Source organism: Leptotrichia sp. oral taxon 879 str. F0557, from assembly GCF_000469385.1.
Classification (GTDB): Bacteria; Fusobacteriota; Fusobacteriia; order Fusobacteriales; family Leptotrichiaceae; genus Leptotrichia; species Leptotrichia mesophila.
The window spans coordinates 62,167-75,531 of sequence record NZ_KI271332.1; the positions used below are offsets into that span (position 1 = coordinate 62,167).

Consider the following 13,365-nt stretch of genomic DNA (forward strand, 5'->3'; position numbering starts at 1 on the left):
GGTGTTTTATGAATTTTATTGATAAATTGGTAACGGCATTTAATCCGGAAAAAGGACTTAAAAGGTTTCAAGCAAGAAGAAAATTAGAAATTCTTAATACTGGATATTCAAATCACGGTGCTTCAACTACTAAAAAATCAATGCTAGGCTGGCAAAGTACTGGTGGCGGAGTGAAGAAGGACATTTATAAAAATCGTAAAAAATTGATTGAGCGTTCAAGAGACTTATATATGGGAACTTCTGTGGCTACTGGGGCGTTGAAAACTATTAATACGAATGTTGTTGGGAGCGGATTAAAATTAAAGTCCGCTATTGATAACGAAACAATAGGGATTAGTGATGAAGAAGCCGAAGTAATAGAAAGTTTAATTGAAAAAGAATTTGAACTTTGGTCTAAAGACAAGATTGATAATCTAGGGACTATGAACTTTTATCAGATTCAGGAACTTGTGTTTTTGACAGTGCTGATGAATGGAGAATGTTTTATAAAATTAAATTATTTTGAAACTCCAAAAAATCCGTACAGTTTAAAACTCGAAATTTTAGAGCCTGACAGAATATATACTCCAAACAATATGATTTCAGATAAAAGTGTGGTTGAAGGTGTGAAAATAGATAAAAATGGAAGAATTGAAGGTTATTATGTTTCATCTGAACATCCATTAGACGCAACTGGGGGAGTAAGTGAGAAATTTATAAAAGTTTATGGAAGCGAAAATCAAAAAAATATAATACATCTACTTTTCACAGAAAGACCTGAACAGGTAAGGGGAATTCCAATATTATCTCCAGTTATTGAGAATTTAAAGCAGCTTGGAAATTATACCGAAGCCGAACTAATGGCAGCAGTTATAAGCGGAATGTATGCAATTTTTATTGAAAGTGAAGCCGAAAATTCGAGCGGTGCTGATGTAGGTGAACTCGAAGCAGTCGAAAATGATTTGCTGGTAGATTCGGAAGATGAAACTACTATAGAACTTGCACCAGGAATGGTTGTAGGGCTTAATCCAGGAGAAAAAGCAAAAGCTACTAATCCAGGAAGACCTAATGCTCAATTTGATCCTTTTGTTACAAGTATTCTAAGACAAATAGGAAGTGCTTTGGAAGTTCCTTATGAACTTTTAATAAAGCATTTTACGGCAAGTTATTCAGCAAGTCGTGCAGCACTTCTGGAAGCGTGGAAAATGTTTAGGAAAAGGCGTGAATGGTTTGTAGAGAATTTTACCCAGCCTATTTATGAAGAATGGTTAAACGAAGCGTATTTGTTAGGTAGAGTTGAACTTAAAAATTATGGAACTGATTTTCTTATAGATAAAGCGTGGTGTGGCTCTCAATGGAACGGACCATCTCAAGGGCAAATAGATCCATTAAAAGAGGCTAATGCTGCTGTTATAAGAATTAATAATGGATTATCGACTAGAACTAGAGAAACGGCAGAACTTAATGGAGGAGATTTTGAGCAGAATATAAGAATTTTGGCAAAGGAAAATAAATTATTAACAGAGAAAGGAGTGGTATTGAATGCCGAAACAACTCAAATTTTGGAACGTGATGAAGAATGATGAGGAAAAATCAGCTGAACTGATACTTTATGGGAGCATTGGAAGTGATGAATATTGGGATGATATATCTGATAAGGCGTTTAAACAGGATATTGAAAATCTTGGGGATGTGGAAAATATAACTTTGCATATAAATAGTCCGGGAGGGAGTGTATTTAGTGCTGTAGCAATAGCGAATACTCTTAAAAATCATAAGGCTAAAATAACAGCAAATATAGATGGATTGGCAGCAAGTGCTGCAACTATCATAACAAGTGCTTGTGATACTGTAAGAATGCCTAAAAATGCTTTATTTATGGTACATAATCCAATAACTTTCGCTTACGGAAATAATCAAGATATGCAAAAAACACTTGAAATGTTAAATAAAGTTAAAAATAGCATTATTGAGACATATCTAAATAAAGCAAAGACTGACAAGGAAACGTTGTCGGAATTAATGGATAACGAAACTTGGATGAGTGCAGAAGAAGCTAAGGAATATGGATTTGTTGATGAAATATTAGATGAAAGTGTGGAAAAAGAAGTTATTGAGAATAAATTGATTATAAACAATATGGCTTTTGATATTTCAAGATTTAAAAATTTTAAAGAAAAGAAAAATCAAGATCCAAGAATTATAAATATTTCTGTAAATAGTACAGGAAGTCCTGAAGAAATAGCTGATAAATTTAGAGATATATTAAATTTGACAGAAAATCAGAAAAATGAAGGAGGGAATATGACGTTAGAAGAGTTAAAAAACAAATTTCCAGAACTTTACAATCAAATCTTCAATGAAGGTAAGGAAGCTGGAATAACCAAAGAAAGGGAAAGAATGAGAGAAATTGATAACTTGGATGTATCAAATTATTCTGAACTTATTGAAAATGCTAAATATAATGAGCCAGTAGAAGCTAGTGTGTTGGCAGTAAATATTTTGAATAAACAGAAGGAAGAAAGAATTCAGAAATTACAAAATATTAAGAATGATAGTCAAAATAATTTTACACCGCCAGTTCCAAATAATGGTACAGCGGAAAATAATGAAGAGAAAAAATTTATGGGAGTAAATATTTCAAACATTTTTTCTAAAATGAATAAAAAAACAGAGGAGGGCAAATAATGGATTTTGTAACAAAAGGCAATGAATATACCAGTGAACAGTTTTTAAGTGGTACAGGGCATAAATATATGGAATTTGAAGTGCCACAAGGTAAGAATGTAAAAAGAGGAGACGCTGTAAATGGAGGTGCTGAACTTTCAGATGGGACGGATTTGTTTGGAATAGTTATGGAGGATGCGGATGGAACAACCGCAAAAACTAAAACAACTGTAGCTATTTCAGGAGAATTTATATTTGAAGGGCTGAAAGTGAAAGCAGGAACACAGAAAGTGAGCTTTACAAAGGCAGCTAGAGATAAAGGTATTGTAATAAAAGGATTAGGAGGTAAGGAATAATGCCAGCAGTAATAGAATTTATTGGGTTGTATGACCAGAATGTAATTAGACCAAAATCATTTATAAAAGACAGTTATTTTAAAAATAGGAAAACATCAGAAAATCAAAAAATGGAAATAGAATTTAGAAAAGGAAGACAACTTGTAGCACCTTTTGTATCTGAATTTATTCCAGGAACAGAAATGGTAAAAAACACTTATGAAAGTAAATTTTTTCAAGCTCCAAAAGTAGCGCCAAAAAGAACTTTTTCAGCTTTTGAGTTATTTTTTAATAAAACAGCAGGGGAAACTATATATGGTGGAAAAAGTCCTGAAGAAAGAAAAGCGGACTTGCTTGCTGAATCGTTTGCAGAATTTGAGGAACAAATTACAAGACGTGAAGAAATTATGTGTACTGAAGCTTTATTTAATGGAAAAGTAATCGTGGAAGGCGAAGGAATAAAAGGAGAAATTAAATTTGGAACAGTTGAAGAAATTACTCCTGCTACTTTATGGACACAGCCTAATGCTGATATAATCGGAGATTTACAGGCGGCTATAACAAAAATTGGAGAAACTACAGGATTAAGACCTGAAATGATTTTAATGGATCCTGTGGCTGCAAAATTATTTGTAGAAAATGAAAAAATTCAGAAATTACTGGATATTAAAAATTATCATGCGGGAGAAATCAATCCTAGAGAAGTTGCAGGTGGAGCAATCTATATTGGAACTCTAGCACCATTTGGATTGCCTATTTATTCTTACCAGTCGCAACATTCTGTGTTAAATGCTGATGGTAAAACTTATACAACAAAAAATATTATTCCAGAAGGTAAAGTGTTATTAGCACCAAGCAATAATACAATTATTTATGGACCGGCGGCAGATGTGAAACAAGGAATAATTGTGGCAGAACGTTCAGTATTTACTGATGAAGATTCAAAATCAAATACAGTGGAAATCAGAACAGAATCAAGACCGCTTCCAGTAGTTTATGACATAGAAGCTATAAAAATATTGAAAGTTAAATAGGAGGTTATGATGAAGTATAAAACATTAAAGCCTTTGATTTATAGCGGAGTTAGTTATGAAGCAGGGGCAGAAGTAGATATTTTGGAAAAATCAGTTGTAAAAAGTTGTCTTGAAAGAGAATTGATTGAAGAAATAAAAGATACTACTGAAAAAGTGGTATCCGAAAATTTAATTGAAGAAAATAATCAAGATGTTGAAAAAACTGATAAAGAAAACAAAAAGAATAAAAATAAATAGGTGATAATCTATGAATTTTAAAGAAATGGTTGCTAATGATATTGGAAATATATTTTTGAATATTGATGAATTTGGTACAACGCATACTTTTAATGGACGTGAAATTAAATGTGTGATTGATGAGGAAAAATTTCAGAATAAACAGAAAAATGGACTCATTACACAGGAAGAAGGAACTTTTCAGGAAGGATTTACAGTTTTTGTTGGAGAAAAGGATTTAAAAATTAAGCCGCATCCAGGGGAAATGATGACATTGGATGGAGAAACTTATGAAGTTATGCTAAGTAAATTTGATATGGGGATGCATGAGATAGATTTGGCGAAATATGAGGAGGTCTAAATGTTTGATGTAAAATTAGATCCACATCAACTGGAAAAAGTAGAAAGTGCATTGAGTCAATTTCCTGATAAATTTCCAAAAGCTGTAGCATTTGCAGTAAATCGTTCTCTTGCAATGACGAAAACGGAGCAAATGAGAAGAACTACTGCAATGTATACTGTTGCAAGAGGAAAATTGGCAGAATCAATAAACGTATTTAATGCCAATCCAGGAAACTTGGTTGGAAAAATAAATTCAAAAGGGGGGATGATTGGGCTAGATCATTTCAAATTAAATCCAAAAACAAGAAGAAAAACAATGGTTTCGGCAGTAGTCAAAAAAGGAGAAGGTGGAGATTTACCAAACGCCTTTATCGCTTATTTTGACGGAAGATTAGGGGCATTTACAAGAGAAACAGGAAAATCTTTGCCAATAAAACGTAGAATGGGACCATCTGCTCCTCAAATGCTTGGAGAACTAAGTATCCTTGATTATTTACAGGGATTTATGGAAGAGAAATTTAATATAAGAATAGATCACGAACTTGGAAGGATATTGGAATAATGATTCATACAGAAAAGAAGATTTATGAGTTTCTTAAAAAAATAATGAAAGAAAAAGGATTTAATGTTTATAGAGGTTTCTTACCTTCAAACAGTTTTGAAGATAGAGAAAACGGAAAAAAGACAAACGATTATTTTCCATTTGTTATTTTAAGAGCATTAGAGTTTAGACAGGATAGAGCTGGAGTTGGATATTATAACGCTTTTTCTGATTTTGAAATTTGGGTTGGGACGAAAGAGGAAAAAGAAGAGGATTATCTGAAAAATTTAGAAATGGCTAGATATATAGCCGGAAAACTTCTTGAAGAAACAACAAGAGTTAAAAATAATATTGGGAATGCGGAGTTTGTATTGGAACAGAATAAAGAAATCAAGGTTGCTTTTTATAGTGATCAGGCTAATCCATATTTTTATTCTAGGCTAAAATTTACAGCTTATGCAGAACCTATTGTGTCAGAATATACAAATTTATAGGAGGAAAAAATGGAAATAGAAACAAGATATGTTTATATAGGCAAGAATATTGATTTACCTGATGTAAGACTCAACAAAAGCGGGATATATTTTGGAGAAAAGGTAGAAGAAATAAGAAAAAAATATCCTTTGCTTGAAAAATTGCTTATTAAAGCAGATGATTTACCTTTTGCAGAAAAGAATGAAATATTGCTTGAACAACTAACAGATGAACTTTTAGAAAGCGTGAAAGGAGAAAATGATGGCGTATAAACACGGAACGTATCAGACAGAAGCAGCAAGCGATATAAATTTGCCTGTTACGCTCGATTATGGGCATTTTATTGTAGGAATGGCACCAATTCATAAGGTTAAAAAAGGAAAAAGGAAAACTAATGAAATTGTGAGAATTGGAACGTTAAGAGAAGCTATTGAATACTTTGGAGATACTTATGATTTAGACTTCAGTATTTCTCAGGCAGTAAAAGTATTTTTTGAGCTTTATGCAGTAGCACCTTTATTTGTTGTAAATATTTTAGACTTGGATAAACATAAGTCTGATAACAAAAAAACAGCACAAGGACTGGAAATAAAAAATGGAAAAGTTCTTGTTAAAAATCACAAAATAATAACAGATACCCTTGTTGTAAAAGACAATTCAACAAGTTCTGAAATATCGGATGCAAGATATTTATGGACGGATGAGGGACTGGAAATTTATGCAACAGCACCAAATAATAATAAAATTGACATCGAATATTACGAAGTGGATTTAACAAAAGTAAAAAAAGAGGAAGCAATTGGTGGATATAACATTAACACAATGCAGAGAACTGGACTTGATTTAGTTGATGAAGTGTATTTGAAATTTTCAGAACTTCCAGCATTTATTGATGTTCCAGATTTTTCAAATGATAGTGCAGTAGCAGCTGTAATGGCGACAAAAGCTAAAAATATAAATTCAGGAATGTTTGAGGCGCTAGCCTTGATAAATGCACCTGCGGACAAAAGATATGATGAAATTGTATCTTGGAAAGACAGTGAAAATATATTGTCAGAAGATCAGGTAATTTTATACGGTTACCCAAAACTTTCAGGAAACGTGTATTTTCACTCTATCCACTATGGAGCGTTGTCGTTAAAAGTAGATTCAGAAAATGACAACATTCCATCGCAAGCACCTTCAAATCACGCTTATAAAATAGATGCCTTAGCATATAAAAATTCAAATGGAAATTTTGAAGAAATAATGCTGGATAAGGAACAACAAGCAAACTTTTTAAATAAAAATGGAGCTGTAACGGCAATAAACTTTAAAGGTTGGCGTTGCTGGGGAACTGAAACAGCCAAGAATCCTCTAGCAACAGATCCGAAAGACAAGTTTGGCTATACTCGTAGAATGTTCAAGTATATAGGAAATGAATTAGTAATTAGTTATTTCAATAGCATAGATAAGAGATTTACACTTAAATTAGCTGAAACTATTACAAAATCTATGAACATAAGGTTAAATGGACTTGTTGCAGCTAATCATTTCCTTGCTGCAGAGGCTGTATTATCAGAAGAAGATAATAATTTAACAAATGTAATAAATGGAGATGTTACTTGGATTATAAAACTTGGAATTGCTCCAGGATTAAAATCCATGACATTTAAGAAAAAATACGATGTGGATGCTTTACAGGCATTTGCAAATAATTTAGGAAGTTAGGAGGTTAGAAAATGGGAAAAGCAAATATGCCGATAGCGTTAAATGATCTTGAAATATTTATTAATGGCGAAAATAAATTAGCAGGAATAGGTTCAGTGCAGCTGCCTAATTTAGAAACCACAACCGTAACTATCAATCAAATAGGAATGGTTTCTGAATATGAAGCACCCTTAACAGGGCATTATAAAAAATTGGAATCAAAAATAAAAATGGAATGTATAGATGAAACGCTTTTAAATTTTAATAATGAGGGAGAATTATTTATTGAATGTAAGGGTGTTATCCAAAAAATGAATAAAATAACACACGCAGCAACTTATGTAGGTCTAGATATAACTTTTAAAGGAATGCTTAAAAAATTTGATGGACCAGATTTAAAACCAGGAAACAAACTTGAAGCATCGCTTGATTTATCATTAAGTTATTATAAAGTAGTGATAGATGGTAAAGAAATAGCATTTCTTGATGTATTTAACAGAATCAGTAATATAAACGGAGAAACAAACGGAAAAATCAGAAGAATGTTAGGATTATCATAAAAATTTAGGAGGATATAAAATGGCAGAAGTAATTAAATTAAGAAGAGAATATAAATTTGGAGCAAAAAACATTAAGGAGATTGTATTAGATTTAGAAGAGTTGTCAGGGCAAGATTTAGTTTTTGCAGAGAAAGAATATAAGGCAAGGAATAAAGGGGCAACAGTAAAGGAGCTTGAAGATGGCTGGGCTTTAACAGTTGCGTCGAAAGCTAGCGGAATTAAATATGGCGACTTGCTTGGGCTTAAAGGGACTGATTATATAAAAGTTTTGAATAAAACTAAGGGTTTTTTGAACGCAGGCTTGGGTTCAGCAGACGATACAGAGAATTTCGTGATAGAGGAAACGGAAGCACAAGAGGAAGAAATGAAGAAAGAAGACCAGAAATAATACAACTGCTTGATATAGTAACTGATATTCTTGAAGCATTGAATTTTTCAAATGAATATAAAAGCAGTTTAAATATGAGCTATGAGACACTAATGTCTTGTAGCCTGTATGAACTGGAATATTGGCAGACAAGAGCAGAGGAATTGATGCAGGAAGCAGAAATGAGGTACGAGGAAAGCAAGGAATAAAAAATGGAGGCTATTTGCCTCCAAAAATATAAACTGCTGATATTATAACAGTAATTATCATTGCTATTATGATGAAAATACCAAATGTTCCTAGAGAAAGACACAAAAGTATCATAAAAAATAGGGATATTCCCCAAAATAAGATTGGAAAAATATTTAAAAATAATGCAGGAAGAGTTCCCAAAAATGCAAAAATTATATAAAGAATATTATCTTTTTTATTATTTTTCATAAAATCACCTAATTTTAAATTTATTTTCATTAGGATTATACATTGAAAACTGTAAAAAAGCAACAGGAAAGGAGGAATTTTATGGCTAAAAATATGGAACTGAATATAGTTATGAGTGCGGCTGTAGCAGGAGCATTGACTGGAATGGCACAGGTTGCAAATGCTATGAAAAATACAGCAAAAAGTGCAGAGGAATTAGGAAAAAAGGCTAAGGAACTGGAAAAGGCTCAAAGAGCTTTGGAAAAAGTCGAAAAATTAAAAAGTGCTTATGTAAATGTAAGCAAAGAACATCTTAATGCCGCAAGAAAACTTCACGAACTTAAAGAAGCATACAATAAGACAGGGCAAAGTAATACTGAACTTGCTAAAAAAATAAAAGAGCAGGAAAAAGTTGTAAACAGTTTAAACAAACAAAAAGAACGCCAAAAACATGTGTTTGAAGCCGCAAGAAGTGCTATTGAGGGGGAGAATCAGAGTTTAGGAAGTTACAAGTCACAATTAACAAAAGTAAATTCTGAACTTGAAAAGATGAATAAACTAAAAGAAGCCCAAAAAAGATACGAGGCTCGACAGGAGAACATTGGGAAAGTCAAAGCATTTGGCGACAGAACTTTTAATAGAGGAATGGCGACAGCTGGAGCATTGGCAGTACCTGTGAAGGTTTACATGGATGTTGAAGAAAGTCAGGCAGATTTACGAAAAATGTTAGGTAAAGAAGCGGAAAAATATTATGCAGACATTAGAAAAATTTCGGAAAATTCACCATTATCTCAACCAGAACTATATGAAATTGCTGGCTCGTTAGCACAGTCAGGAATAGTAGGAAATCAAATTGTTGAATACACAAATAAAGCTCAACAATTAAAGGTTGCGTTTGATATGTCTACACAGGAAGCGGGACAGTTTTTAGCAAAAACAAAAGAACAGTTAGGATTAACGAAAAAAGAAGTATTTTCATTTGCTGATACTATCAATTATATGTCTGATAATACCGCTTCTGTTGCTGCACAGTTAGTGGATTTTTCTCAGAGAGTAGGTTCTGTGGCAAGGACTGCTAATGTATCAAAAGAAGCAAACATTGCATTAGGGGCAACTCTAATTGCGGCAGGTACAGAGGCAAATGTTGCGGCGACAGGGATAAAACAGTTATATTTGGAGCTAGGAAAAGGGGCAGATACCAAAAAAAAAGCAAATGCTTTTGAGTTTTTAGGAATAAATGGAGAGACTTTAGCGCATGATATGGCGAGAGATGCCGAAGGAACAATTCTGAAAGTTTTAGAAAAAATAAAGAGTTCTCACGCTGGAGATAAAATAGGATTATTGACTGATATATTTGGCGAACAAGCTGCGAATAGTATAGCTACATTGGCAAACGACACTGATAAGTTAAGAGAAAATTTGTCAAAAGCTAAATCTGAAATGGCAAACGGTGCTGTTGAACGAGAATACGCCGAAAGAATGAAAACATTGGGAACACAATTGAAAATTGCTAAAAACCAAATGATGAATGTTTTGGCAGATTTAGGAATGGCTCTAGCACCTACTATAAAAAGTGCATTGGAAGCCTTAACACCAATGATAAAGAAAGTTGCTGAATGGATAAGACAAAATCCAAAACTAGCATCAGGAATTATGAAGGCAGTAGCGGGCTTTGCTTTATTATCGCTGGGAGTTGGTGGAGCTATAAAAGTATTTTCTCCTTTGTTTAGCACTATATCCAAAGGAATCTTGATATTCGATAAATTTAAAATCGCTGGAAATTTTGCCAGTGGACTTAAAACAGCATTTCCGATTATCAACAAATTAGGACCAGCAATGATGAAGTTGGGACCGTTATTATCTAATCCTTATGTTTTGGCAGGAGCGGTCATTGTAGGCGTGTTTGTATTGTTGTATGCTAAATGGAAATGGTTTAGAGATGGAGTCAATAACGGAATAAAACAGATAGCCCCATATTTCAAAGCTGTAGCAGATACTTTAAAAAATGCCTTTGGTCAATTATCTTCATCAGCAACAAAAGAGTTAGGAAAAATGAAACCGTTATTCGATTCTTTAAAACCTGTTTTATCTGTAATAGGTAATGTTATAAAATTTGTTATTATCGGAGCTTTAATGGAAATGAATATCCGTATAAAAGTACTTGTTGCAATTTTTAAAGTGGCATTTACCGCTATAAGAGTAGTCGTGATGGTTGTGTTTAATGTTATAAAAGCGATAGTTATAGGAGCGGTCGCAGTAATAAAAGCAGTTGTGAAAACTCTGGCATTTGTTTTTAAGGCAGTTTGGACAGTAATCAAGGTAGTTGCTATCGCTGTGTGGGCTTTTATTGTTGTAAATATTATGGTAAGAGTTGCTATAATTAAAGCTATTTTTAAACCTCTTGCACCATTTTTTAAAGCAATTTGGAATAAAATTAAAGCTGTAGCAATAGCTGTATGGAACGCTATAAAAAGTAAAGCAATGGCTTTGTGGGGAGGTTTAAAATCAGGATTTGAAGGGGTTAAATCTTCTTTTTCAACCAAGTGGAACGAAATGAAAACAAAGGCAACGGAAATCTGGAACGGAATAAAGAATGCTTTCGATACTATGGCTGGAGGATTAAAAAAAGCAATTGATGGAGTTGTAAATTATTTTACTGAAAAGTGGAATAAAATCAAGGATTTTGCTGCAAATAATCCGATATCAGCAGGTATAGGAGGGCTTTTTGGACAAAAATGGACAGGAACAAATTATTTTGAAGGTGGACTAACAACGGTAGCAGAACGTGGGGCAGAATTAATTCAAATACCAGGCAAACCAGCCTTCCTAGCCGAAAGTGAAATGCTTTTAAATCTTCCGAAAGGTACGAGAATACTTAATAATTCTCAAACTAGGAGTACCTTGAGGGATAAAGTGGCTAATCTGAAAGACAGAGTAAGCAATTTAAAAGGCGGCAATTCTTATGGCGGAAACAATTATTCAATCGTTATAAATGTAAATGGTGGAAATCCGTCGGAAGTCGAAAGAATTGTAAGGAAAGTAATAGCAGGAGACATAAACAAAAGGGAAAGGACGGCATTTGGATAATGGCAAAGGTAAAAGTGTATAGAACAGTTTCAGGCGACACTTGGGACTTGATAGCTTTTAAAATTTACGGAAGTGAAGGATATTTTCACGACCTTATAAGAAGTAATTTAAGATTAATTGACATTGCCATTTTCGAGGCCAATATTCCTGTTATTATTCCTGAAATTTCAGAAGAAGTTGAAGATGACGAAAATTTACCACCTTGGAAAAGAGGTGAATAGAAGTGGCTTTTGCTAGGAACATAAGAGTTGTGGTAATTTTTAATAAAGTTGATATTTCTGATGAGATAGCCCATTCTATTTCATCTCTAAACTATACTGATAACTCTAAGAATGCAATAGATGACTTGGAGCTGGAACTTGAAAATTTGGATTATCGCTGGCTTAAAGAATGGTATCCTGACGAAAATGCTCAATTACTTGTTGGGATTCATGAAGAGCTGGAAAATGAAACTAATTTTTTGGATTTAGGAACTTTTTATGTGGATGAGCCGACATTTGAAAATAACAGGCTTAATTTGAAATGTTTGGCTTTACCATTAGACCAGAATATTAGAGACCAAAAGAATAGTGTCGCTTGGGAAAATATAACTTTGAAAGAGCTTGTTACACAGATTGCCAATAAGCATGAAATGAATGCAGAAATATATGCAGATAACGAATTTTTTGGAAGACTCGACCAAAATCAAGAAACAGATTTGGCTTTTATTAACAGAGTTGTCAAGGAAACAGGGCTGAATATGAAAGTGTCTGATGACAAGATAATCATTTTTGATGACGAAGAAATGGAAAAGAATGATACTGTTGAGATTTTTAATATTAATGATGAAAGAATCAGAAGTTTTAGCTTGAAAAAGAAAAATAAGGAAATTTATGATAATGTTGAAGTTTCCTATTATGATCCTGATAAGAAAAAAGTTATTAAGGAAATTATTACAAAAAAAGAGCTTGAAAAACGTAATCAAGTTACAACTGAAAGTTCAGAAGAAAAATCATCAGAAAATAAAAAATCAAAGAACAGTAGCAACTCTTCTAAAAATAAGAAGTCCAGTAAAAAGGTTAAATCCAAGAAAAAATAAGAGGTAAAAAAATGAGCTACGCGTCTTTTAAAAAGGAAAAAAGCAAAAAAACAGGAAGTGGAAAATCCAAAAAAAAAGGCAAAACGATTAAGGAATCAAAAGAGAAATTAAAAAAGAAAGCAAAAAGTAAAAAAAGTAGAGGCAAAAAAGAAAAAACTTTAAAAGTTAAGACAAAAGGAAAAAGTACAGCCAAGAAAGTAGCTAAGAAAACATTAAAAGAAAACATGAAACAGGAATATCAGATAACTTTAAATGTTGACGGAAATACTAAATACTTGGCTGGAGCAATAATAGAATTAGATGAGAGTTGGGGAAAATTTGAAGGAAAGTATGTTATAGATAAAGTAACGCATAATGTAACTGGCGACTACACTTGTGAAATCAATGCTATGAAACTTGGAGCCAGAGAAAACGCCGAACAAAATGCGATTGCCCAGACTAAAGAGGAACAACGGCAAAAAGAAGCAGAAAAACAGGCTAAATCTAAAAACAAAAAAGGTAGAAGTAGTAAGAGTTCTAGCAAGAAAAGAGGACGAAAAGCCAGAAATAAGAAGAAGTAAATTATTTATAGGACAA

Annotated in this window: 17 protein-coding genes; 16 read left to right on the forward strand and 1 reads right to left on the reverse strand. The window is 33.0% G+C overall.

The genetic code is table 11. From position 1 onward, the window contains the following. Positions 1–8: 8 nt before the first annotated feature. From HMPREF1552_RS06625 to HMPREF1552_RS06680, 12 genes are read left to right on the forward strand one after another with little or no spacing between them, the layout of a single operon-like run. Positions 9–1,562: a phage portal protein gene (locus HMPREF1552_RS06625; protein WP_021744363.1), complete on the forward strand. Its 1,554-nt coding sequence runs from the start codon at positions 9–11 to the stop codon at positions 1,560–1,562. Then, positions 1,522–2,667, forward strand: a complete 1,146-nt coding sequence (locus HMPREF1552_RS06630) for a head maturation protease, ClpP-related (protein ID WP_039901332.1) — start codon at positions 1,522–1,524, stop codon at positions 2,665–2,667. Before HMPREF1552_RS06625 ends, HMPREF1552_RS06630 begins: the two co-directional genes overlap by 41 nt. Next, positions 2,667–3,002 carry a hypothetical protein gene (locus tag HMPREF1552_RS06635; protein WP_021744365.1) on the forward strand — a complete coding sequence of 112 codons (336 nt, stop codon included), beginning with the start codon at positions 2,667–2,669 and terminating at the stop codon, positions 3,000–3,002. The genes HMPREF1552_RS06630 and HMPREF1552_RS06635 overlap by 1 nt, the downstream gene beginning before the upstream one ends. After that, positions 3,002–4,015 carry a major capsid protein gene (locus tag HMPREF1552_RS06640; RefSeq protein ID WP_021744366.1) on the forward strand — a complete coding sequence of 338 codons (1,014 nt, stop codon included), beginning with the start codon at positions 3,002–3,004 and terminating at the stop codon, positions 4,013–4,015. Before HMPREF1552_RS06635 ends, HMPREF1552_RS06640 begins: the two co-directional genes overlap by 1 nt. Before the next feature lie 6 nt (positions 4,016–4,021). After that, complete coding sequence (locus HMPREF1552_RS06645; protein WP_231370757.1) at positions 4,022–4,252, forward strand: GTP-binding protein LepA; 231 nt, start codon at positions 4,022–4,024, stop codon at positions 4,250–4,252. A 10-nt stretch (positions 4,253–4,262) separates the two neighbouring features. Continuing rightward, positions 4,263–4,592, forward strand: coding sequence for a hypothetical protein (locus tag HMPREF1552_RS06650; protein WP_021744368.1), 330 nt, complete (start codon positions 4,263–4,265; stop codon positions 4,590–4,592). Further along, positions 4,593–5,135, forward strand: a complete 543-nt coding sequence (locus HMPREF1552_RS06655; RefSeq protein WP_021744369.1) for a hypothetical protein — start codon at positions 4,593–4,595, stop codon at positions 5,133–5,135. Beyond that, positions 5,135–5,608, forward strand: a complete 474-nt coding sequence (locus HMPREF1552_RS06660; protein WP_021744370.1) for a hypothetical protein — start codon at positions 5,135–5,137, stop codon at positions 5,606–5,608. The genes HMPREF1552_RS06655 and HMPREF1552_RS06660 overlap by 1 nt, the downstream gene beginning before the upstream one ends. A 9-nt stretch (positions 5,609–5,617) precedes the next feature. After that, positions 5,618–5,860, forward strand: coding sequence for a hypothetical protein (locus HMPREF1552_RS06665; RefSeq protein ID WP_021744371.1), 243 nt, complete (start codon positions 5,618–5,620; stop codon positions 5,858–5,860). Next, the gene (locus HMPREF1552_RS06670; protein WP_021744372.1) at positions 5,847–7,298 is read left to right on the forward strand and encodes a hypothetical protein; all 1,452 of its coding nucleotides are present in this window, start codon (positions 5,847–5,849) and stop codon (positions 7,296–7,298) included. Before HMPREF1552_RS06665 ends, HMPREF1552_RS06670 begins: the two co-directional genes overlap by 14 nt. Positions 7,299–7,309: 11 nt before the next feature. Beyond that, on the forward strand, positions 7,310–7,837 hold the full coding sequence (locus HMPREF1552_RS06675; RefSeq protein ID WP_006803903.1) for a phage major tail tube protein: 528 nt from the start codon (positions 7,310–7,312) through the stop codon (positions 7,835–7,837). 19 nt (positions 7,838–7,856) lie between these two features. Continuing rightward, a complete protein-coding gene (locus HMPREF1552_RS06680; RefSeq protein ID WP_006803904.1) occupies positions 7,857–8,225 on the forward strand; it encodes a hypothetical protein in 369 nt (122 codons plus the stop codon). 198 nt (positions 8,226–8,423) lie between these two features. Here HMPREF1552_RS06680 and HMPREF1552_RS06685 read toward each other — a convergent pair whose 3' ends face one another. After that, positions 8,424–8,645 (reverse strand): hypothetical protein, encoded by a 222-nt coding sequence (locus HMPREF1552_RS06685; protein ID WP_039901334.1) that lies wholly within the window; start codon positions 8,643–8,645, stop codon positions 8,424–8,426. An 81-nt stretch (positions 8,646–8,726) separates the two neighbouring features. On the opposite strand from HMPREF1552_RS06685, the gene HMPREF1552_RS06690 reads away from it, so the two are divergent. Genes HMPREF1552_RS06690 through HMPREF1552_RS06705 form a run of 4 tightly spaced genes read left to right on the forward strand, consistent with a single transcriptional unit; the run spans position 8,727 to position 13,349 of the window. Next, the gene (locus tag HMPREF1552_RS06690) at positions 8,727–11,711 is read left to right on the forward strand and encodes a phage tail tape measure protein (RefSeq protein ID WP_039901335.1); all 2,985 of its coding nucleotides are present in this window, start codon (positions 8,727–8,729) and stop codon (positions 11,709–11,711) included. Continuing rightward, positions 11,711–11,932, forward strand: a complete 222-nt coding sequence (locus HMPREF1552_RS06695; protein ID WP_021744375.1) for a tail protein X — start codon at positions 11,711–11,713, stop codon at positions 11,930–11,932. The genes HMPREF1552_RS06690 and HMPREF1552_RS06695 overlap by 1 nt, the downstream gene beginning before the upstream one ends. 2 nt (positions 11,933–11,934) lie before the next feature. Then, entirely contained in the window at positions 11,935–12,789 is an 855-nt protein-coding gene (locus HMPREF1552_RS06700) for a phage late control D family protein (RefSeq protein WP_021744376.1), read from the forward strand. A gap of 11 nt (positions 12,790–12,800) precedes the next feature. Further along, positions 12,801–13,349, forward strand: coding sequence for a hypothetical protein (locus HMPREF1552_RS06705; RefSeq protein ID WP_021744377.1), 549 nt, complete (start codon positions 12,801–12,803; stop codon positions 13,347–13,349). Positions 13,350–13,365 lie beyond the last annotated feature (16 nt).

Bases quoted from the DNA above. Each gene is read 5' to 3' on its own strand.
- HMPREF1552_RS06670 (WP_021744372.1), top strand. From the start codon at position 5,847: ATGATGGCGTATAAACACGGAACGTATCAGACAGAAGCAGCAAGCGAT.
- HMPREF1552_RS06650 (WP_021744368.1), top strand. From the start codon at position 4,263: ATGAATTTTAAAGAAATGGTTGCTAATGATATTGGAAATATATTTTTG.
- HMPREF1552_RS06645 (WP_231370757.1), top strand. From the start codon at position 4,022: ATGATGAAGTATAAAACATTAAAGCCTTTGATTTATAGCGGAGTTAGT.
- HMPREF1552_RS06675 (WP_006803903.1), top strand. From the start codon at position 7,310: ATGGGAAAAGCAAATATGCCGATAGCGTTAAATGATCTTGAAATATTT.
- HMPREF1552_RS06660 (WP_021744370.1), top strand. From the start codon at position 5,135: ATGATTCATACAGAAAAGAAGATTTATGAGTTTCTTAAAAAAATAATG.
- HMPREF1552_RS06630 (WP_039901332.1), top strand. From the start codon at position 1,522: ATGCCGAAACAACTCAAATTTTGGAACGTGATGAAGAATGATGAGGAA.
- HMPREF1552_RS06685 (WP_039901334.1), bottom strand. From the start codon at position 8,645: ATGAAAAATAATAAAAAAGATAATATTCTTTATATAATTTTTGCATTT.
- HMPREF1552_RS06680 (WP_006803904.1), top strand. From the start codon at position 7,857: ATGGCAGAAGTAATTAAATTAAGAAGAGAATATAAATTTGGAGCAAAA.
- HMPREF1552_RS06705 (WP_021744377.1), top strand. From the start codon at position 12,801: ATGAGCTACGCGTCTTTTAAAAAGGAAAAAAGCAAAAAAACAGGAAGT.
- HMPREF1552_RS06655 (WP_021744369.1), top strand. From the start codon at position 4,593: ATGTTTGATGTAAAATTAGATCCACATCAACTGGAAAAAGTAGAAAGT.
- HMPREF1552_RS06640 (WP_021744366.1), top strand. From the start codon at position 3,002: ATGCCAGCAGTAATAGAATTTATTGGGTTGTATGACCAGAATGTAATT.
- HMPREF1552_RS06665 (WP_021744371.1), top strand. From the start codon at position 5,618: ATGGAAATAGAAACAAGATATGTTTATATAGGCAAGAATATTGATTTA.
- HMPREF1552_RS06690 (WP_039901335.1), top strand. From the start codon at position 8,727: ATGGCTAAAAATATGGAACTGAATATAGTTATGAGTGCGGCTGTAGCA.
- HMPREF1552_RS06695 (WP_021744375.1), top strand. From the start codon at position 11,711: ATGGCAAAGGTAAAAGTGTATAGAACAGTTTCAGGCGACACTTGGGAC.
- HMPREF1552_RS06625 (WP_021744363.1), top strand. From the start codon at position 9: ATGAATTTTATTGATAAATTGGTAACGGCATTTAATCCGGAAAAAGGA.
- HMPREF1552_RS06635 (WP_021744365.1), top strand. From the start codon at position 2,667: ATGGATTTTGTAACAAAAGGCAATGAATATACCAGTGAACAGTTTTTA.